Source organism: Paenibacillus massiliensis subsp. panacisoli DSM 21345 (assembly GCF_000426545.1).
In the GTDB taxonomy this organism is placed as follows: Bacteria; Bacillota; Bacilli; order Paenibacillales; family Paenibacillaceae; genus Paenibacillus; species Paenibacillus panacisoli.
The window spans coordinates 267,402-287,722 of sequence record NZ_AUFO01000010.1 but is presented as its reverse complement, the minus strand read 5'-3'; the positions used below and the strand labels follow the sequence as shown (position 1 = coordinate 287,722).

The following is a 20,321-nucleotide window of genomic DNA, read 5'->3' as shown; positions in this document are numbered from 1 at the left end:
CAGGGAATCCTGTCGACTGCTGTTAAGCTGGTCGTTCTCGATCTAGTCTGCTATTTCAAAGCGCCCAAAAAGCTGGAGCCATGCTCAGGCAGCTTCACTCCAAAATTCTCTGCAATCGTGGCTCCGACATCGGCAAAAGTCTGGCGCAGTGGCAAGGCTCCTTCACCGTCCGTTAAACGTGGAGAATACACGAGTAAAGGTACATATTCACGCGTATGATCTGTTCCTTTATAGGTAGGATCGTTCCCGTGATCAGCTGTAATGATCAGCAGATCGTCATCTGTCATACGCTCGAACACCTCAGGCAAGCGGCCGTCATATTGCTCCAGCGCATCTCCATAGCCCTGAGGATCACGACGGTGTCCATAGAGCGCATCGAAATCGACCAGATTCAGGAAGCTAATCCCTGTAAATGACTCCTCCAGCACTTGTACCAGCTTGTCCATACCGTCCATGTTGGACTCTGTACGAATCGAACGGGTCACACCCTCGCCATCATAGATGTCATTGATCTTCCCGATTGCGATGACTTCCAGTCCCTCGTCCTTCAACTCATTCATGACCGTGCGCCCAAATGGCTTCAAGGCATAGTCATGCCGATTCGGTGTACGCTTGAAGCTACCTGGCTCGCCAACGAACGGCCTGGCAATGATGCGTCCCAGCATGTACGGGTCATCCAGCGTAATCTCACGGCAGTATTCGCAGATCTCGTACAGCTCCTTCAGCGGTACAACATCCTCATGAGCGGCAATTTGCAGAACGGAGTCAGCCGAGGTATAGACGATGAGCGCTCCTGTCTTTACATGCTCCTCGCCCAGCTCGTCGATAATCTCCGTACCACTAGCAGGCTTATTGCCGATCACCTTACGGCCTGTTTTTTGCTCGATTTGTGAAATCAGCTCCTGCGGAAACCCATTCTCGAATACCCGGAACGGCGTATCAATATACAGCCCCATGATCTCCCAGTGTCCTGTCATCGTATCCTTGCCTAGTGATGCCTCTTGCATTTTTCCATAATAGGCCAGCGGCTTCTCTGCTACAGGCACGCCCTCAATCTCACGAATATTGGACAGGCCAAGAGCTGCCATATTAGGCATGTGCAGACCACCGCGCTCGCTTGCAATATGACCGAGGGTATCCACCCCGAAATCTCCAAAATCTGCCGCATCCGGCGCTTCTCCGATACCAACAGAGTCCATAACGACTAGATGTATTCTTTTAAATGTGCTCATATCAACGGCTCCTATCTTTAGATGGAGGCATTCGCCTTCTTCATATAACTACAGTATATCCTTTTCTGGGCCAATCGTGTAGGCGTGTACCATAGATTTACTCATTTACAGTATTGTCTTGCTCGCTTATAATCAAGTGTTATACATAGAACACAGCTTTTACCAACTCATTTTCTTCCAAAATGAGCAGTTCAATGCACAAAGGAGTCATCATCATGAAGTCAGATATTCAGGCATCCACGATAGCAGGCTCAGTCGAGCACTCGCCGTGGATGCGTTTTTTTCAGCCCATTCGGCATAGCCGTGCTTTTACCCTGCTGTGGCTCGGACAATGGATCGCGGTCCTCGGCAGTACGATTACAATGATCATTCTTCCATTTGTAGTCTATTCCATTACAGGCTCCTCCACCATTATGGGGCTGGCGATGACGACCTATATGCTGCCCAATGTGCTGGTCCTACCCTTCTCTGGCTGGATCGTTGACCGAATGGATCGCACTCGGCTAATTCTGTTCACGAATGGGTCGCGATTTCTGCTCATGCTGGGAGCAGCGGTGACGGTGCTTACTGGACAAATGAATCTCTATATCCTATTTGCTGGACTAGCGGTGTACGGTCTGCTGGACGGTATATTCAACCCAGCGTTCTCTGCTTTGCGGGCACAGGTATTTACACCTGATATTCGCAATGCCGCCAATGCCTTGACACAGATTAGCATTCAGGCTGTACGACTATTAGGTCCCCCACTTGGAGGATTCATCGTCGCTGTCAGTTCACCAGGCGTCGGCTTCGCGCTTGATTCCATGATGTATCTCGTGTCGTTTATTTGCTTTTGGCTTCTGGCACAGGTCTTGAGCAAGCAGATCGGGATTTCACAGGAAGGTCTCACAGCACCTTCGGCTCATTCTGGTGCCTCGTTCCTTCAAGAATTTCTCGAAGGGATTGCTGTTCTGAAACGAATTCCTTGGCTGTGGATCACGATTCTGACCTTTTCGTTTCTGAATATCTGCTATACCGGCATTATTACTGTGCTTATTCCATGGTTGTTCAAGATCCATCATGGGTACAGCCCCTCAATGTATGGTCTTGCCATGGCAGGTTCTGGAGCAGGTGCAATTATCGGAGCCATTTTGTATGGGGCCAGAAAAGAATGGAGACATCGGGGCATTATCGCTTATTGTGGCGCCTTGCTCGCCGGAATTGCACTTCTGCTGCTGGCTTATGTCTCATGGATTCCCGGCATGATCTTCATTATGATGCTGGAAGGCTTCGGGCTCATGATGTTCATGATCATATGGGAAATCAGCCTTCAGGAGCTGGTACCTCCTGAAGCCTTCGGTCGCGTAGCCAGTCTCGACATGCTCGGATCGTTTGCTTTACTTCCTATTGGTTATCTTGCCGTAGGTGCACTAGCGGACCATATTGGCGGTATCGCTGCCATGCAGATCTTTGCCTCTATAGGCATGCTGCTCATCATACTTGTGCTGTGTGTCCCACAGATTCGGCGTTTTGACTAGTGTCTTGGTCAAGGAGAATGAAGCAAAAAAATGTCCCGAGCATAAGCTCAGGACATTTTTGCTAATCACGATCAACTGTATCGTTAAGCCTCCTAAGGTAACCAGAAGCTACTCAATGCCGCGATTGTATACATTCACATCTACATTACAGCGATCTAGCCGCGACTTCGTCCCATAGAACGGAACACCAGACTTGCAAGAGCTACCAGAATGATGGCCCCGATCAAGGCTGGAACGATATAGAATCCTCCCATGGCCGGTCCCCATTCTCCAAGAAGCACGCTTCCGAGCCATCCTCCGATGAAGCCCGCGATAATATTTCCGATGACGCCGCCCGGAATATCTCTTCCTACGATCAGACCTGCCAACCATCCAATAATACCACCTACGATTAATGCCCATAACCAACTCATGATTTCTCACCTCGTTTTGGATTTGTTATGTCGCTGTGTTGTATTATTAACCAACCCTTTTGGTTTTGAACACTTGAAATTACATAGATGCTGCAAAGTCCAATTTGAGCCGAGGCTTTTCACAACTGTCGCCAACCTCTTCCCTACTCCAGACAACCAGCTCTCAACAGCCGTTAATGGATGTGGTCATCTGTCAATTGAATGTTTAAAAAGGTTGCTTTCATTCCTAGTGTGTACTCTCAACTAGGGTTACATGCGCTTTGTCAACATTTCCATATTGGTAAATTTTGATACAAATACACATATTAATTAATATTTTGTTAACAATTTACCCGTAGACTACTCCTTAGACTTGTTTAAGGAGGATGTAGCACTTGAAGCAGACCATGTGGAAACGTTTTAAAAAGGGGACCATCGCGACCTTGATAGCGACCAGTGTGCTATCGACCAGTACCGCAGTTTTACCTCAGGCTGAAGTAGCCGCAGCAACGCCAATCAAAAATGTCATTATCCTCATTCCGGATGGCATGGCCAATGATGCAACAACGCTTGCTCGCTGGTACAAAGGCTCTGATCTGGCCCTTGATGAGCTCGCGAGCGGATTGGTGCGTACCTACTCCGCTGATGCTCCAATCGCAGATTCCGCACCTGCAGGTACGGCATTTGCAACTGGCCACAAATCCCATACCGGATTCGTAGGCGTGCTTCCTGATGAAGCCACAATGCCGGGTCAGACCGCTATCGCGGAGAATGACAAGCGCAAGCCTGTAGCCTCGGTACTGGAAGCAGCCAGACTGGCAGGCAAATCCACTGGCATTATTGCCACATCCGAATTCATGCACGCCACACCAGCAGATTTCTCTGCTCATTATCCTGACCGCTCCAATTATGATGCATTGAGCATGCAGCAGGTCTACAACGATATGGATATCGTCCTGGGCAGTGGCAGCAATTATCTTACTCCTGAAGGACGTAAGGACGGTAATGATCTGCTCAGCACGATCAAGGAACGTGGCTACGAATATGTAACAACACCAGAACAGCTCAAGAATTCTTCCTCGGATAAAATCTGGGGCATGTTCGGAGGCAAGGCTCTGGCCTATGAGATGGATCGCGATCCTGCGAAGCAACCAAGCCTGAGCGACATGACTAGTAAGGCTATTGATGTCCTCTCACAGAACGACAAAGGCTTCTTCCTGATGGTAGAGGGCAGTAAGGTAGACTGGGCAGCACATGCTAACGATCCAGTCGGTGTGATCAGCGATGTGCTTGCATTCGATGAAGCGGTGAACACAGCCATTCAATTTGCCAAAAAGGACCAATCCACTGCCGTTATCGCAGTGACAGACCATGGTAATGGCGGACTGACCATCGGTAGCAAGGCAACTACCAGCACCTATGACAAGGAGCCCCTTGCTTCCTTCATCACTCCTCTCAAGAACGCAAAGGTAACCGGTGAAGGCTTTGAAGCCAAGCTGAACGCTGATCGCAGCAACATTGTGGAAGCAGCTGCTACTTATCTCGGCATTACGGACCTGAGCGCTGAAGAAATTCAGACCATCAAAGATGCCAAGGCTGGCAGCATGAATTATGCTGTAGGACCTATTATCAGCGAAAGAGCTAACATCGGCTGGACAACAGGTGGTCATACTGGCGGAGATGTGGTTCTGTACACTTACGCACCAGATAACAACCGTCCGACTGGTGTCATCGAGAATACAGATGTCGCTAAGTATATGGCTAGCGTGTTGGGCTTGGACCTGAACGCAACAACGACTCGTCTGTTCGTAAATGCTGAGCAAGCCTTTGCTTCCAAAGGAGCCAAGACCAGTATTGAGGACAATAAGCTGATCGTTACAAAAGGCAGCGATAAGCTGGAGCTTCCTTTCCACACTAGCGTAGCCTCTCTGAACGGGCAATCCGTACAGCTTGAAGGGGTTATCGTGTATAACGGCATTAGTGTATACGCATCCCAACAAGCTATCGATCTGATAAAATAAGAACACAGCACTTCATTCCCATCACAGCACATTAAAAGATTAGATAAAGGCCAGCCAGCAGTTCACTCCTATCCGGAGAAGCACTGCTGGCTGGCCTTATCTGTTGCTGCCATTCATTTTTTGGGAGTCCAATGAATCAAATACCTGATGCTACGATTGTCGCTCGTATTTCTCATTTTACGATGGCTACTCATGCAACTACGATTGCTGATCACAATCCTGAGACAGCATCGAAATTACTCCTGAACCTCTTCTACTGCTGGAGCTGCTGGAGCTGCCGCAGGTTCAACAGGCGTATCTGTCGGTATAGCCGGAGCTTCGGAATACCGCTTCAGAACCTCTGCAGCATTGTACACCATCACAGCCGCCTCAGCTCTTGTAATGGCACGCTGCGGGTGGAAGGCCCCTGTATCATCCAAGGAAGCGATATTCCATATCAATGAACGCTGAATCGCTCCTTGATGCATAATGTCCATATCCGCCTCATCCTTGATCGGCTTCGGTACAATATTAATCAACGGTACTTGTCCTGTGCCCTCAATAGCTTGAATCAGGTAAAAAGTAAATTCTTCACGTGTCAGCACGCTGGAGGGCTCAATATCCTTAGGCAGCTCCACACCATTATAATGCGCTGACAGATAGGCATTCGTATACCATACGCCATCCTTAACGTGGTCAAACACATCTTCGGCAAATGGTCCCTTCTCAAAGCTGATTGCCGCCAAGCTAAGGCCCAACCCACTTGTTAGCATCTGAATGCCTTGCGCGCTATTCAATTCGGCATCAGGGCGGAATTCCGCAGCCGAGAAGCCATGAATGAGACCTTGATCATGCAATGCCACGATTTTCTCCTTCCCTGGTGTCGTATCAATGTCGGTAAAGGAAGCAGCAGACGCCCACGCTGGGACTACAAGAGCTACTGCTACAGACAGGGCAGAGACTGCTGCACTTAACGGGAGAAAATGGCTTTTGCGCTGAGTTTTGTTCTTTTTCATACGTTCCACTCCTAGTATCATATTGGGTATATAACAAGAAGAATTTTCATTTTCTAAACTTACCGACGCACGAGAGAATGAATATGTTGCAAGTTACGCAGGAACGAATTTCTGCTCTTCTGCTATCCTGAAGCTGGTAACCTTTGCCTCTGCAAAAGTTCGCATGGTCCATATCCCCAAGTTGTTATCACTGGCCTACAAGCTTGCTTAATCAAGGGAGGAATCCGAAGCATGAATACGATTGAGAAAAGAATACAAGAACTGTATAACTACGCCCCCAATACGGCAGCCCCCTCGGATCTGGAGGATTTCTGGCGTGATTCTCTCGCACAGGTTGGCTTTGAACCAGAAAAGGCTAGTGTCATGGAGGTGAGTACTCCTTTTACAGGCATGAAGGTACAGCAGGTTATCTACACGGGCTCAGACGACACTCCCTTGCACGCATGGTATATTCGTCCCGCTGGTATGGAAGGACACAAGCTTCCTTGTGTGGTGCTTTTCCACGGCTATACCGGTGGCAAAGGCTACCCTGAGCAATATGCTTCCTGGCTGATGCTGGGGGTGGCTGTTATGGCTGTAGATGTACGGGGACAAGGTGGTGAGACGGGGAGTCATATGAATGTTGGCTACGGGACAGTCAAAGGCTGGCTAACCCAAGGCATACTGGAGCCGAAGTGCTCTTACTATCATGCGATTACACTGGATGCATTGGCAGCAATTCATTGGGCCGTCAATCAGCCTGATGTGGATACTGGCAGCATAGCTGTCTGTGGAGTAAGTCAAGGCGGCGGCTTGGCTCTGATCACCAGCGCGCTAAGTGAGCATGTGCAAGTGTGCGTGGCCAATATTCCGAATATGTGCCATATGGACTTTGGCATCCTGCATTCGACGAGCTCACTGACTGAGGCTGCCGAGTTCGTACATCGTTTTCCCCAGCATTATGAACAGGTCCTGCGAACACTGAGCTATTTTGATCTCCTCCATCTGGCAGAGCGAATTGGTATTCCCACTATGCTATCTGTTGGTCTGAAGGATACCGTATGCATGCCAGAGACGATATTTCCCGTGTATAACCGGATATCATCGACCAAACGACTCGAAATCTATCCTTTTACAGGACATGCTGTGGAGGCTTATCAGCAGCGAAAAAGTGCCGAGTACATCATGGAGCATCTGAGGTTATCATTTTGACCAAATAAATTGTGTATGATATATTTGCTATAGAGGTGATTAATTATATGCTTACTAAGCTTGGTATTTTAGACCAATCTCATATATTGGAGGGAGGTACCGCTCCCGAAGCACTCGCCCAGACTACAGCATTGGCACAAGAGGCGGATCGTCTCGGTTACAGCCGCTACTGGGTGTCTGAGCATCATTCCATGAGAGCCCTGGCCCACTCCAGCCCCGAGGTCCTCATCGCACATCTCGCTGCGCAGACCAGCCGAATTCGAGTGGGCTCGGGAGGGATCATGCTCCCCCATTATAGTGCTTATAAGGTAGCAGAGAACTTCAGGCTACTTGAAGCATTACATCCGGGTCGGATCGACCTCGGCCTGGGTCGCGCCCCTGGTGGTCTGCCGCTGGCAACCCGCGCCCTGCAGGAAGGTAGCAGTATGCAGCGTGTTGATCGATATCCCGAACAGATCCTCGATCTGATCGGATATTTCCAGGAATCGCATGGCTCAGATCACCGATTCCCGGGTCTTCTGGCTTCTCCTTCTGTACCGTCTATGCCACAGATGTGGCTACTCGGCTCCAGTGGTGACAGTGCAAGGCTCGCAGCCCGCATGGGTGTATCCTTTGCTTTTGCTCAATTCTTCGGGACTCCTGGCGGTGTCGAGAGTACAGCCTATTATCATGATCATTATGAGCCATCCGTGCTTGAGGAACGTCCTCATTCTATGGCTGCCGTAGCGGTGGTCTGTGCTGATACGGAAGAAGAAGCAGAGCGGCTGGCTTCAAGCTCGGATCTGTTCTTCCTTGGTCTGCAGAATGGAAGGGAACTCGGCTCGCTTCCATCAGTAGATACAGCAGCGGCCTATCCTTATACGGATTGGGATCACGAGCGGATTCGCCAATCGCGTGGCTGGCGGGTAGTGGGTACTCCTGAACAGGTCAAAGAGCGACTCATTCGTATTGCTGAACAATATCAGACCGATGAGCTGCTGATCGTGACCTCCGTTCACGATTTCGAGAGTCGTATCCGTTCCTACCGTCTGCTTGCAGAGGCTTTCGAGCTACCGTCTGATAGGTAAGCACACAGTACAGACGACATGGCAACTTTATCATAATAAATCAAAGCAAGCCGACCCATCAGGAGATTCTCCGTGAAAGGCCGGCTTGCTTTGTGATTTTTAGCATATGAAAAGAATTGAATAGAGCGTATTATACGAAAATAATTGCAAAGTTCATTGCTGGATCAATAACTGTAATGTTGTATAAGGTCTGCTGGAATATCAGCGTACAACCACTTCTTCCCGATCTTCTTCCTCTTCATGAGCAGTGACTTTGTCCATCAGCGTAATCCAGGGATTAACGTCACCCCCGCAGCTTTCAATATCGCCAAGCAGCGCTTCCATGGACGCATTCGTGTTCTCTGAGAGATCAATGACCAGACTGTCGTCTTGTACTTCGATCTTGCAGCATGTTTTCATTTGTAATAACCTCACTTGTTTATATTTCAGGTCTCCATGTGCTAGTACACACGACCTGAACCGATACGAATTATACTCCCGTTGCAGCTGATTTACAATACGAATCATCCGCTTCAATCCGCTCGTAACAAGTGAATTGCCCGCGAGACCCTGTCTCACGGGCAAATTGCACATTTTTACATATTTGTGACAGCTATCTACGGCTAATAATTTGGTCAATCAGCCCATACTCCAGCGCTTCCTCAGCCGACATAAAATGATCACGATCTGTGTCCTTTTCTACCCGTTCTATAGACTGACCCGTAAGCTCTGCCAGCAACCCATTCAGCTTAATTCTGCTCTTTAACAGACGATCCGCATAAATACGAATATCGGATGCCTGGCCCTTCGCTCCGCCAAGCGGCTGGTGGATCATAACCTCGCTGTTCGGTAACGCCATACGCTTGCCTTTGGCCCCACCAATCAGCAGAATCGCTCCAAAGCTGGCAGCCATCCCCGTACAGATCGTAGATACATCCGGCTTGATGAACTGCATCGTATCATAGATGGCGAAGCCAGCCGACACTGAACCGCCGGGACAGTTGATATACATATGAATATCCTTCTCCTCGTCCTCAGCCGCCAAGTGCAGCAGCTGTGCCACGATCACATTCGCCATATGATCCTCAATCTCACCGGATACCATAATGATTCTGTCCTTCAACAGCCGGGAATAGATGTCATAGCTGCGTTCGCCACGGCTGGTCTGCTCAACAACATACGGAATTGCATTCATAATAGACTCCTGTTCTACGCCGCACACCATGCCCTGGGACTACCACTAACCTTATTTGCCTGCACATTTGCCGCTCTTGCATATCGGATAGATGATCTAACAGCAGCACGTTGCTCCAGCACCTGTCCAGCCACAGCCATCGGGTCCATTCCATCCTGTAACCCAAGCTCTACCAGCCGTCGCGTGTCCCCTGTCCGAAAGGCAGCCAAGTATTGCTTCAGCAGCATAGCCTCCTGCCTACTCCCCATAACCTCGGCACCATAAGGATTCGACCGCTTATGCTGCTCCAGTGCGTTTCTCGCTCGGCTCAATGCAGCCTTGACTGCTCCCTCTGTCATATTTAGTAGCTCGGCAGTCTCCAGTGTCTTGAAGCTCCATACCTCACGAAGCAGAAATACCGTCCGCTGAAGCGGAGATAACCAGCGAAGCAGACACTGCAACGCATGCTCAATCTCAAGCCCTAGCTGCTGTCCCTCTTCAAGTGGCAATGCCATTCCCTGCAGCTTATCTAGCAGCTTTCTTATCGTCTCACTGCTGCGCAGCTGATCCAGCCACAGGTTACGTGCGGTCCGAATCAAATACGCTTCGGGATTCCGAACGCTTACAGCCTGATCATTATTCTGCCTCAATAGCTGCAGACAAGCGGACTGCGCCAGATCTTCGGCATCCCATATCGAGCCAGTCAGTGACAAGCAATATTTACGAAGTACGGGAAGTAGCTCTTCCCATGCAATTGGTGTTGGCATTTGGTATGAAATTACGGATTCGGATGTCACAAAGGCCATGAATCGGGCCCCCCCTTTGCTTAGTCCTATATTGTCATTACGTATATACATTGGGTAGACGTGTGAGTAGCCTGAAAGGATACGCATATCGAAAAATTCCCTTCCTAATGCAAGCTAATATAGCCCGACCGTCAGGACTATGACATAATAGGATGAGTTCACCAGAGAGGAGAGTTGCCACCATGCCAGCTGTCAGTATCGTCCTGCTAATCGTATCCGCCCTGTCCTTCCTGATCGGAGGAGCTGCCATCTATAGTGCGCGTAAGCCATTTGATTCGAACAAAATCAACATGGATGTCGTACATAAACAGAAGAAGGAAGATGAATCGGTTGAACAATTTCTGGAACGCATGCGTAACCGCTATAAGTCAACCGGAAAAAGACAATTGATCTACGGCCTTATCTTCTTGGGCGCTGCGATCTTCTTTATCGTACAATAATGTACAGCAATATCTCATAGTGTTCAACTAAAGCTGTCCGCGATCAAGGTCACATATACAGAAGGTTAAGCTTGGCCCTTTCATCGGCAGCACCAAAAAAAAGTGTCTCACCACCTGATCGGCGGCAGAGACACTTTCTTTAGATAATAGAATTTATAAGTTTTCAGCAGAGCTGAACAATTCGATTATCGGCAGGAAAAACATCAACTAAACGCGGTCTGTCTTCTGTAAAAGTACGAAGATCGACGATTTTCTAATTAAGTTGATGCTTTCTTAATTAGAAATTAAAGTTGTCCGGGTCGGAGCCAAACCGTTCGTTACGGTTCAGGCTATCGATCTTCTGCATATCCTCGGCAGACAGCTCAAAATCAAAAATATCCGCATTCTCGATAATCCGTGATTCATTAATGGATTTTGGAATGGTGATAATATCATGCTGAAGATCCCAGCGCAAAATGACCTGCGCGACGCTCTTGCTATACTTACCAGCAATCTCCTGAACCAGCTCGTTCGTCAGCAGTCTTCCGTTGCCGAGCGGGGACCAGGCTTCCACCTTGATATTCTTGGAAGCACAGTACGCTCTTAACGGCTCCTGCGACAGCAGGGGATGAAGCTCGATCTGGTTCACCATTGGAGCAATCTCGGCATCAGCCAGCAGATCCTCCAAGTGGTGCTGATGGAAATTACTCACTCCAATCGCACGCACACGACCATCCTTATACAGCTTCTCGATTGCTCTCCAAGTCTCCTTGTACTTCCCCCCTACAGGCCAGTGTATGAGATAAAGATCCGCATAATCCAGCTGAAGCTTGCTCAGACTTTCATCAAAGGCAGCCAATGTCGTCTCATAGCCCTGATCGGAGTTCCATACCTTAGTTGTAATAAATAGGCTGTCTCGCGGAGCACCAGACTCACGGATAGCCTGTCCAACGCCTTCTTCATTCTTGTAGACAGCAGCCGTATCAATGCTCTTATAACCCGCCTTAATAGCTGATTTCACAGCATGTACGACCTCGTTGCCCTCCTGTACCTTCCATACCCCAAGACCTAGACGGGGCATCTCCACACCATTATGTAAAGTAGTAGTATCCTGTAGACTGTTCACCATGAAGCATCCACCTCCAGATTTTTTCACGTTTATAGTATACATATTTTGGTTAGCCCTTGGCAACTCAAGCAGGGAGCAACCAACCATACACAAGCGTCTTCCTAATCATTCTTAAATGCATAGACCATTGCCCCATTTGAGACACTGAGTAAGGTGCCTAGACGCACCAAATTATCACAAGGAGGGGAACTACCATGGCCAAACCGGATAATCGCGCCGATAATGTCCAGCATCTCCAGCAAAACATCCAGCATACAATCCAGAATCTGCATGAGGCGGAGCAATATCTGGATGAGCACGCTGACGAAATGGATGCTCAGGAATACACACAAATCAACGAGAAGAACGAGCGGCGGGAAGCCAGCATTCGCAGCTCGAAAGCTGAGGTCAAGGATGAAGCAAGACACAGCAAGTAACTTCTCCAAGTAGCTGGCAATGAAGAGCTCTGGCCGACTATTCCTATTCTTCTTTAACAGTTGACTTGAACTACGTTGACCTGAACTATGAAGACCGGGCCTGATGCATTATGCAGCAGACCCGGGTTCTCCAATTTGTATCCCATTGCTGGTCTTTACGACCAAAGACTAATTTTCCGAAAAGGGCTGCGGCGGGATGTCAACAGCTTTACGACAATCAGACTGTATTTGTCAAACATTCTGCTATAGACCCCTTTATCCATGAATGCAACCCCTACAAAAAAGCCTGTTACCACATCACGCCAATTGGTGTACACTGCCTGTAGGGCTTGCAGAATACGAAGCGAGTATTGCTTCTTTTCTTCATCCGTCAGCCACTTCAGCCTATGACCTGCATATACATAATATAGGGAAAAGATATAGTCATGGGCCGCAATGCCCGCTGGCGGCATCCGGTTCATGAATCGACTGATCATCTCAAATCTGTAGCGCTCCAGGGACCCCTCGTGCAGATCACGAATGTATTCTGCTCTGAATGCTTCGGGCACACAGGCGATCCTCAAGTAGTTCTCTTCGAACTGGTGACGGAATCCCTCTCGAAGACGCCATTCAATATGCGCCTTCAGCTGCTCCGTATTTGTAACTTCCCATTGCTCTTCCATGTGCTCCTTAAGCTCGTTTTTACTTACGAACATCCGCTCCGGACTCTGGTGATAATAATCTCCGTCGGGATGGACTGAACACATTCCCACAAGAGCCCGACTACAGGCCTCCGCCAATCGGGAACCGTACTGGAGCTTTACATTCATCGCACATTCGCTCCTTTGCAGGATTTTCTTTTTAAATAGTCTTATATCTATATTGCTTCCAGCGCCGATAGACCTCCATCAGCATGGAACTGATGAACAAGAAGAGAAGGATACCGAACAGCCAGCTTACCGCGCTTGGATGTCCACGTTCTGCTGCCTGCGCCTCGGCAAGGGCATTACCCTCCAGGTACATATCAGCCAGTGGATGATTCTTGAAATAATTATTATTCTCTGTATGATAGCTCCACTTATCCAGCTCGAATCTGAGGGCACCGGTCGTGAGCGGGACGACTTGTCCTTCCACTGTAAAGCTGGTACCTGACACAATCGACTCTGCCTGCTGAGTGCTCAGCCGAACGGGAATCGCGTGCTTTCCTAGTGCACCTATCACAATTCGGTCCGCGTGCGCAGCGGATTGTCTTTGCTTTTTCAGGTCTGTCTGATCCATATACTGTGTTGCTCCATTGTCTGTGGTCACGATATATAGATCGTCCAGCTTTCGTACATCCTGAAGTGTCATTCGGACGAGTGGAGCACTAGACGAATGTTCCAGCTCTGCGACACTGATCACGTCTCTATACTCCTTCTCCGTACCCGGAGTATTCTGTAGAGAAGAGAGGTATTTCAATACAGACATACCGGTATCCGCATGAAAGGAGATAGAGAACAGAAAGGCCAGGATTCCGATGCCGATAAGCCTGGTAGCATTATTTCGAACGGATGCAAACAGGAAAAACATAAGCCGTGGAATGGAGTCTGTGTAGCCTAGACTACGCCGGACAGACCTTCTTCTCCACCATGGAGCTTGCTGCGCCATGGCCTTGTTCACTTCATGATAGGAGAAGCACGCCTCCAGATCCTCTGGATCAAGCTCCATCAGCCTTTGATACGTCTCGCGAGCCTCAGGATATCGTCCGGTCTGCTGCTGGCATTGGCCTAGTAGATTCAGTGCTTCCCTATGATCGGGATTTCGACGAAGTATATCCGTTACAACCACTTCTGCCTCTGCTGCTTGTCGCAGCCTAATCCATATGCGTGCACGAATAAGCGCAATCTCCTCCTCAGTAGGATCCAGCTGCAAATATCTCGTGCAGTATTCCAGTATTTCCTCCTCCTGACCTGATATCTGAGCGAACCGAATGCGCAGACGCAGCAGATCCGGGTCCGCACTCAGGATGGCTTCAGCCTCCTCTAGCTTGATACCAGCTTGAGCTCTGCGACCGAAACGAAGAGCGTGGTACGCCTCCTCTCTCAGCTCCAGATACTGCTCCGCCAGCTCATCTTCAAGCACCGCTACACAGGAGTATCCAAGGTCAGTCTCATACATGGGATGGAAGGCATAGAGCCGTACATTCGTGTACTGCTCGGCAAATATATCCGGGTCAATCAGCATTTTTTCCTTCCAGCCGAATGCCTGGTCCAGCATGCCCCACACCGAAGGCGGCACGAAATAATGCTCCTCCATAAAATCAAGTACCTCTTCAGATAGCTCCTCCTGAATACTTGCATTCCACATGACATCCGCACTAAGCAGTGCTGTCCAATTCTCTACCCGCACACGCTCTGCCATCGTGTAATAGATGTCCTCCAGATGCTCTATGAAGGCTTCAACAGTGTCTATATTGTCTGACTCTACGTTCTCATCAACGTCCGCCTCCAGGGTATGAGCAATGGGACTATAGCTCCTGAGATCGTCAGCGTGCTCCCGTCTGTCATACTCATCGTATTCCTCTTCATCCTGAATCGGTTCTTGATGCATGTATGCATCGGCAATTGACGCATCCGGTACACGCTCCTGATATCCGTCATAGCCATCGTCTGCTTGAGCAGTATCCTCTGCATCCCCACCATTAGGTTCAGGAGAAACACAGACGTGGCGAATCAAGCGAGGAACCACCAATTCAGCGTCCGCATCTTCACTCGTATAGTCATGCTGAGCCGTCTGCATAAGCCGAGGAACTGTGTAATCTTCGCTATGATCCTCAGCATCCGCCTCTGACTGCGATACCTCTTCTATCTCTTGATGCGGCCCTGCGAATCGCGGTACCGTCCGAGTCTGAGGCTCCGGCTCTGATTGTGAATCTGGGTCCGGGCCAGATCCTTCGCCAGCCATCTCATGTGTGGATGAAATGGGCTCCAGATGATCCTGCTCAGATACCGATGATGTTTCATCATCGGCAGTAGTTCCAACTGTCGAAGATTCATCTGTATAATCCGCGTACACTGGGTCTTTTGGGTCTTTTGGGTCTTTTGGGTCTTTTGGGTCTTTTGGGTCTTTTGGGTCTTCCTTTTTCCCATCACCTTTTACGTCATCTTCGATCTCATCGTCATCATCGTCATCTTCAATTCCATGTTGCTGACGCCATTTCGCTTCCTTCACAGCACGATCATAGGCTTCACGCAGCCGTTGGTACCCTTCCGGATCGTCCTCAGGATGTGTCTGCTTCAACTTGCCGGCATAAGCCCGCTTGACTGCTCGGACATCCGAGGTTGGCTCTATGCCTAGCAGCTCCCATATGTACATCCTATATCTCCACCTCTCCAGATGATTATTTGCAGGCTTACGCCCACAAGCTCATGTTGTGAATCAGGCTATACCGGGAGGTGAGCAAGTGAACATGAGGTGGATAATACCCCAAGACCCTCTTTTCCTGTGCCTTATCAAATGCATATCCAATCGTAAAGGCCAAAATCACATCGCGCCAATTCGTGTAATCAGTCCGAATCGCGGTCATCGCTTTGATACAATAGGCCTCTCTTTGCTCCCGTGTCAGCCAGCCTAGTCTGTGGCCTCCGTAGGCTACATATATACCTCGAATATAATCATAGGCGGATATGCCTCCACTAGGCATGCGATGCAGCATTTTAAGGACTATTTCTAATCTGTAGAACTCTGTTGACATTGGAGGAACCCGCTCCATATATCCCTCTTGCTGCTGCCGCGGCATACAAGCGAGTCGGATATACATCTGTTGATATTCTTGCCGTATCCCCGATTGGAAACATCCCTCTATATGACGTTGTATGCTGACAGTGTCCGCAATTCCCATCGAGCCAAATTCTCGGAGCAGCTCCCGTTTACTTGATATTAGCTGCATGGGATTCTGCTGATGATAATAGCCCATAATACTAAAATCGAACATACCAACAAGAGCCTTGCTGCATGCCGCCAGTGATCTGGAGCCATGTTTAATGTCTACAATCATATGAATTCACCCCGTCTCTATAGGCTGTATCTGAAGCCCTTCCAGCAACAATAGCATTGCTTCAACCAACTAACGCACATGAAGAGCCAAATCAACAGGAGCACTCGGGTGATTACGGTGTACTCTCTCAGCCAATAGATCATGAACCCCAGCACCAGCACACCAGCAAAGACGGGTAATGTCTTGTAGACCAGACTGATCAGCAGCATTACAAACTGGTGCTTCAGCGTGCCATACAGCTTCCTCCTCAAGGTCGCTCTATGTAGCCACCCACCTTGCTTAACCAAGCCACTTTTCGCTTCACGAATGGCCATCAAGGCATCTATATCCTTATGATTCAGCCTATGGGCCTCCTCAAATGCCTGACGGGCCTCCTCGAAGCTGTGTTGGAGCAGCTTACACTGGCCGAGCAAGTAGATTCCGTCAGGCTGATCTGGAAGCTCGAGAAGCAACTCTTTCAGCACTTGCTCTGCTTCCCCTATTCGTTCCAGCTTCAACAGCATACGTGCACGAATAAGCACACCATCCACATCTTCTGGGCAAAGCCGCAAGTACCTAATGCTATAAGTAAGGGCAGCCTCTTCTTCTCCTATGAGCCATAGGAACTGCACCTGTATACGTAATCGATCTGGATCATCGGCAAAAATTCGCTCAGCCTGTTCCAGCTTCTGTTCAGCCTGAGCTTGCTGGCCATTAAGCCAAGCACGATAAGCACTTTCCCGAATAAATAAATACCTGTCTACCTGATCTGCAGGAATACGGTTCAATTGACTATATCCAAGCTCGGTTTGGTAGCCAGGATGAAAAGCAGCTTCAACGAGCTTCGGGTAACGCTCCTTGAATTCATCGGGAGTCAGTTCCTGCCTCCCGGACCAGTCAAAGCCCTGGTCAAGCAGCCGCCAGACAGATGGAGGCAAAAAGTAATGCTTGTTAAAGAAATTGAGCACCCGCTCAGCCAATTCCTCCTGTTGTGACGCATCCCACATCATGTCGGACTGCAGCCATTCGGACCATACCTCTGGACAAACACGATCCGAAAAGACATTATAGATGTCCTCCATCCGCTGCAAGAACAGCTTCAGATGCATCTGTGGAACTATCCTCGTATACAGATCTCGCGCTTCTTCCAGTTTGACCTGTAACTGTAATTCTTGTGCTGTGGATTGAATACCTGTGGCATTTAAGGCTACAGCTTCAGAAAGTAGCCTCTCTAGCACGGACTCCGCCTCTTCGACTCGTTCAAGCTTCAGCAGACTATGCGCCTTGGTTAGCAAGATCTCCACATCATCGGGGCACCCCGTGAGGTACCGTTCACAATAGAACAAGACAGCGTCTTGCTCATTCTTCAAGAGATAGAACTGAATCTGCATCCGTTGTAAATCTGGGTCACTCGTATGATACTCTTCAGCCTGCTGAAGCAAGGTCTCAGCTTCTGTGCTGAGCTTGTTGAACTGTGCTATATATTCGCTTTCCTTAATATATAAGTACCTTTTCACCTGCGCTTCACGAATTCTCGTTAGCTGCCCCAGCAAGATATAGATTTCTTCTCGAAGTCTGAGATATGCCTCTCGCTCTTCCCATGGAACTGGCAACAATAAAGAATAGCCCTGTTCCGTGTTGTACGTCTGCTCAAAGCCATATCTGCTAATTTGGGAATAGCGTGCCTGGAATTCATCCGGTGAAGTAAGCATCGCATCCTTCCACCCAAAAGCATGATCAAGCAGTCGCCAGACGGGTATAGGCAAAAAGTAATGCTCGTTGAAGAAGTCCATTACCTGCTCTGACAATTCGGCATACACGGAGTCGCTCCACAAGATATCGGAATTCAGCCATTCAGCCCATATTTCTGGGTTAATGCGCTCGGCAAAATCTGTATAGATTTCTTGCATTCTCTGCAAAAAAGCCTCTGCCGAGCTGCTCTCCAGAGCACTGACCACAGGTACAATACCATCGTCGATGCTCATCCCTGTATGCTTGGGAGCAGTAGACTTAGACTCCGTGTCCGAGCTGGCTGCGTCCATGCTTACTGTCCTAGAGGCGTCCGCTGCTTCCTCAGGCTGCATACTCCATTTTGCTACCTTGATTGCACGATCGTAGGCTTCTCGCAATCGCTGATACTCTTCCGGGTCATCCTCCGGATGCGTCTGCTTCAACTTGCCGGCGTATGCCCGCTTGATTGCACGCACATCCGTTGTCGATTCAATACCGAGCAATCTCCATACACTCACAAGAAGATACACTAGAAATCCATCCAACGCTCAAGATGATCGAGCTGTTTCTTGAGTGTCGCTGCCGCCTTTTTGATCTCTGCATCATTTTGCGTATGAATCAACGCTTCAAACTGCTCCATCAGGAAAGCAATCTCACCACGCTTCTCTCCCAGAGCCTCCTCGTACAAGCGCTCTCCACGTGCCAGCAGCAGACGATTCTCCGCCCGATCCCGCGGATGAATCTTGATGTCCTTGAGTAGTTTGAGACGCTCCTCAATCTCCTCAGGAGTCATATGTCCAGGATTCTTCTCGATAACAAGCTTCTTCACCTTGCCTGTGCTGACCGTAGTGACTTCGACCTCCAGAATACCGTTGATATCGTAGGTGAAGCGTACATCAATCGCCTGCTCGCCTGCCTTGTCCGTGGGTACTCCGACAGTCATTTCGCCAATTTTGATGTTATTCTCGACCCGGCGGCTCTCGCCTTGATAGATGCTGATCTCGATTTCCTTCTGCTGATCATGCAACGTGACATAGGTCTCTACACGACTGACTGGAATAGCTGTATTACGCTCAATGATCGGTGAGAAATGTCCGTGATCCAGGTGATCCCCCTTCATTCGCTTCGTCGTGTCAATACCGAGTGTGAACGGGCACACATCTGTAAGAATTACTTCCTTCAGCATCTCATTACGTTCCTTGAGTGCTACCTGTATAGCAGCCCCCATAGCTACGGCTTCATCAGGGTTGATCTGAGTATAAGGAAGCTTGCCGAACATCTTGCTCACGACCGAACGCACAGTCGGCATCCGTGTCGCTCCACCGATCATGATGACCGCATCCAGATCATCCGGTGTGAGGGAGGCATCGCGAAGCGCGCGTTCCAATGGATGTCGCAGGCGCAGAATCAATTGAGACACAATCTTGTCGAAATCCGTCCGACTGACACTAATCTGATACTCCTGACCGGCGTGCAAGAAGCTCATCTCCCCGGCTGTTCCACTGCTGATCCCCCGCTTGCATAGCTCCGCCTGCTTGAAGAGGGCCGTTCGTCCTTTCTCGTCCATCTCCTGATAATCAATACCGACCTTCTCTACAAAATAGGACACCAATAGCTGCGTAAAGTCCTCACCGCCCAGATAGTTATCACCTGCGATGGACTTCACTTCCATGACGCCATCAAAGAACTCCAGAATGGAGACATCAAAAGTCCCTCCCCCGAGGTCGAATACGAGGAAGGTAGTATCGGAATCCCGCATATGCAGTCCATATGAGATCGCTGCAGCGGTTGGCTCACTTATTAGCCGTTCTACCTTCAGGCCTGCAAATTCGGCAGCCCGCATGGTCGCTTTCCGCTGGCTATCATTAAAATAGGCGGGGACACTAATCACCGCTTCATGTACTTGCTGTCCAAGAAAGGCTTCGGCATCCGCTTTGAGGGATTGAAGTATGAATGAGGATAATTCCTCGGGCGAGAAGGAGTAGCTTCCCAGCTTGTAACGTTTCTCAGTCCCCATATAGCGCTTAAAGGTAGAGACCGTCACATGCGGATGAGTAATCAATCGTTCCTTGGCAATGGTGCCGACCAGAATCTCTCCATTGTTATCTACGCTCACCACTGAAGGGGTTAACCGCTCACCCAAGGCGTTCGGGATGATCTTCGGCCCCTCCTCGGTCCAATAGGCCACAAGACTATTCGTGGTACCCAAATCAATACCTATCATTGTCATACCATATCACCTTTTCTCTAGTTGAATC

At 49.2% G+C, this 20,321-nt stretch carries 18 protein-coding genes; 6 read left to right on the top strand and 12 right to left on the bottom strand.

Annotated features, from left to right (window positions below):
* Nucleotides 1-50: 50 nt before the first annotated feature.
* Nucleotides 51-1,232, bottom strand: a complete 1,182-nt coding sequence (gene deoB, locus K331_RS0109490; RefSeq protein ID WP_028590117.1) for a phosphopentomutase — start codon at nucleotides 1,230-1,232, stop codon at nucleotides 51-53.
* A gap of 215 nt (nucleotides 1,233-1,447) precedes the next feature.
* Between deoB and K331_RS0109485 the strand changes: the two genes are divergently transcribed.
* Nucleotides 1,448-2,749, top strand: coding sequence for an MFS transporter (locus K331_RS0109485; protein ID WP_028590116.1), 1,302 nt, complete (start codon nucleotides 1,448-1,450; stop codon nucleotides 2,747-2,749).
* Between the two features lie 155 nt (nucleotides 2,750-2,904).
* On the opposite strand, the gene K331_RS0109480 is transcribed toward K331_RS0109485, so the two are convergent.
* Entirely contained in the window at nucleotides 2,905-3,162 is a 258-nt protein-coding gene (locus K331_RS0109480) for a GlsB/YeaQ/YmgE family stress response membrane protein (RefSeq protein WP_018885009.1), read from the bottom strand.
* Nucleotides 3,163-3,548: 386 nt separating this feature from the next.
* Between K331_RS0109480 and K331_RS0109475 the strand changes: the two genes are divergently transcribed.
* Nucleotides 3,549-5,162 (top strand): alkaline phosphatase, encoded by a 1,614-nt coding sequence (locus tag K331_RS0109475; RefSeq protein WP_028590115.1) that lies wholly within the window; start codon nucleotides 3,549-3,551, stop codon nucleotides 5,160-5,162.
* A gap of 236 nt (nucleotides 5,163-5,398) precedes the next feature.
* Here K331_RS0109475 and K331_RS0109470 read toward each other — a convergent pair whose 3' ends face one another.
* Entirely contained in the window at nucleotides 5,399-6,157 is a 759-nt protein-coding gene (locus K331_RS0109470; RefSeq protein ID WP_028590114.1) for an S-layer homology domain-containing protein, read from the bottom strand.
* Nucleotides 6,158-6,388: 231 nt separating this feature from the next.
* Between K331_RS0109470 and K331_RS0109465 the strand changes: the two genes are divergently transcribed.
* A complete protein-coding gene (locus K331_RS0109465; RefSeq protein WP_028590113.1) occupies nucleotides 6,389-7,348 on the top strand; it encodes an acetylxylan esterase in 960 nt (319 codons plus the stop codon).
* Nucleotides 7,349-7,395: 47 nt separating this feature from the next.
* Nucleotides 7,396-8,415 (top strand): LLM class flavin-dependent oxidoreductase, encoded by a 1,020-nt coding sequence (locus K331_RS0109460; RefSeq protein WP_028590112.1) that lies wholly within the window; start codon nucleotides 7,396-7,398, stop codon nucleotides 8,413-8,415.
* Nucleotides 8,416-8,616: 201 nt separating this feature from the next.
* Here K331_RS0109460 and K331_RS29210 read toward each other — a convergent pair whose 3' ends face one another.
* From K331_RS29210 to K331_RS0109445, 3 genes are all read right to left on the bottom strand, one after another.
* Entirely contained in the window at nucleotides 8,617-8,814 is a 198-nt protein-coding gene (locus tag K331_RS29210; RefSeq protein ID WP_036634505.1) for a hypothetical protein, read from the bottom strand.
* 193 nt (nucleotides 8,815-9,007) lie between these two features.
* Complete coding sequence (gene clpP, locus K331_RS0109450; RefSeq protein ID WP_028590111.1) at nucleotides 9,008-9,589, bottom strand: ATP-dependent Clp endopeptidase proteolytic subunit ClpP; 582 nt, start codon at nucleotides 9,587-9,589, stop codon at nucleotides 9,008-9,010.
* 14 nt (nucleotides 9,590-9,603) lie between these two features.
* Nucleotides 9,604-10,374 carry an RNA polymerase sigma factor gene (locus K331_RS0109445; RefSeq protein ID WP_028590110.1) on the bottom strand — a complete coding sequence of 257 codons (771 nt, stop codon included), beginning with the start codon at nucleotides 10,372-10,374 and terminating at the stop codon, nucleotides 9,604-9,606.
* 182 nt (nucleotides 10,375-10,556) lie between these two features.
* On the opposite strand from K331_RS0109445, the gene K331_RS0109440 reads away from it, so the two are divergent.
* The gene (locus K331_RS0109440; RefSeq protein ID WP_028590109.1) at nucleotides 10,557-10,814 is read left to right on the top strand and encodes a hypothetical protein; all 258 of its coding nucleotides are present in this window, start codon (nucleotides 10,557-10,559) and stop codon (nucleotides 10,812-10,814) included.
* Nucleotides 10,815-11,091: 277 nt separating this feature from the next.
* Here the strand turns inward: K331_RS0109440 and K331_RS0109435 are convergent, their stop codons facing one another.
* Nucleotides 11,092-11,922 (bottom strand): aldo/keto reductase, encoded by an 831-nt coding sequence (locus tag K331_RS0109435; protein ID WP_036634503.1) that lies wholly within the window; start codon nucleotides 11,920-11,922, stop codon nucleotides 11,092-11,094.
* 194 nt (nucleotides 11,923-12,116) lie between these two features.
* Here K331_RS0109435 and tlp point away from each other — a divergent pair, with 194 nt between their 5' ends.
* The gene (gene tlp, locus K331_RS0109430) at nucleotides 12,117-12,338 is read left to right on the top strand and encodes a small acid-soluble spore protein Tlp (RefSeq protein WP_028590107.1); all 222 of its coding nucleotides are present in this window, start codon (nucleotides 12,117-12,119) and stop codon (nucleotides 12,336-12,338) included.
* Between the two features lie 155 nt (nucleotides 12,339-12,493).
* Here the strand turns inward: tlp and K331_RS0109425 are convergent, their stop codons facing one another.
* The 5 genes from K331_RS0109425 to K331_RS0109405 are packed head-to-tail and all read right to left on the bottom strand — an operon-like array spanning nucleotide 12,494 to nucleotide 20,293.
* Complete coding sequence (locus tag K331_RS0109425; RefSeq protein ID WP_028590106.1) at nucleotides 12,494-13,147, bottom strand: DUF1266 domain-containing protein; 654 nt, start codon at nucleotides 13,145-13,147, stop codon at nucleotides 12,494-12,496.
* 31 nt (nucleotides 13,148-13,178) lie between these two features.
* Complete coding sequence (locus tag K331_RS0109420) at nucleotides 13,179-15,671, bottom strand: J domain-containing protein (protein WP_028590105.1); 2,493 nt, start codon at nucleotides 15,669-15,671, stop codon at nucleotides 13,179-13,181.
* 37 nt (nucleotides 15,672-15,708) lie between these two features.
* Nucleotides 15,709-16,353, bottom strand: coding sequence for a DUF1266 domain-containing protein (locus K331_RS0109415; RefSeq protein ID WP_028590104.1), 645 nt, complete (start codon nucleotides 16,351-16,353; stop codon nucleotides 15,709-15,711).
* A 17-nt stretch (nucleotides 16,354-16,370) separates the two neighbouring features.
* Nucleotides 16,371-18,593 carry a tetratricopeptide repeat protein gene (locus K331_RS0109410; RefSeq protein ID WP_028590103.1) on the bottom strand — a complete coding sequence of 741 codons (2,223 nt, stop codon included), beginning with the start codon at nucleotides 18,591-18,593 and terminating at the stop codon, nucleotides 16,371-16,373.
* Nucleotides 18,593-20,293, bottom strand: a complete 1,701-nt coding sequence (locus tag K331_RS0109405; RefSeq protein ID WP_028590102.1) for a molecular chaperone HscC — start codon at nucleotides 20,291-20,293, stop codon at nucleotides 18,593-18,595. Before K331_RS0109405 ends, K331_RS0109410 begins: the two co-directional genes overlap by 1 nt.
* Nucleotides 20,294-20,321 lie beyond the last annotated feature (28 nt).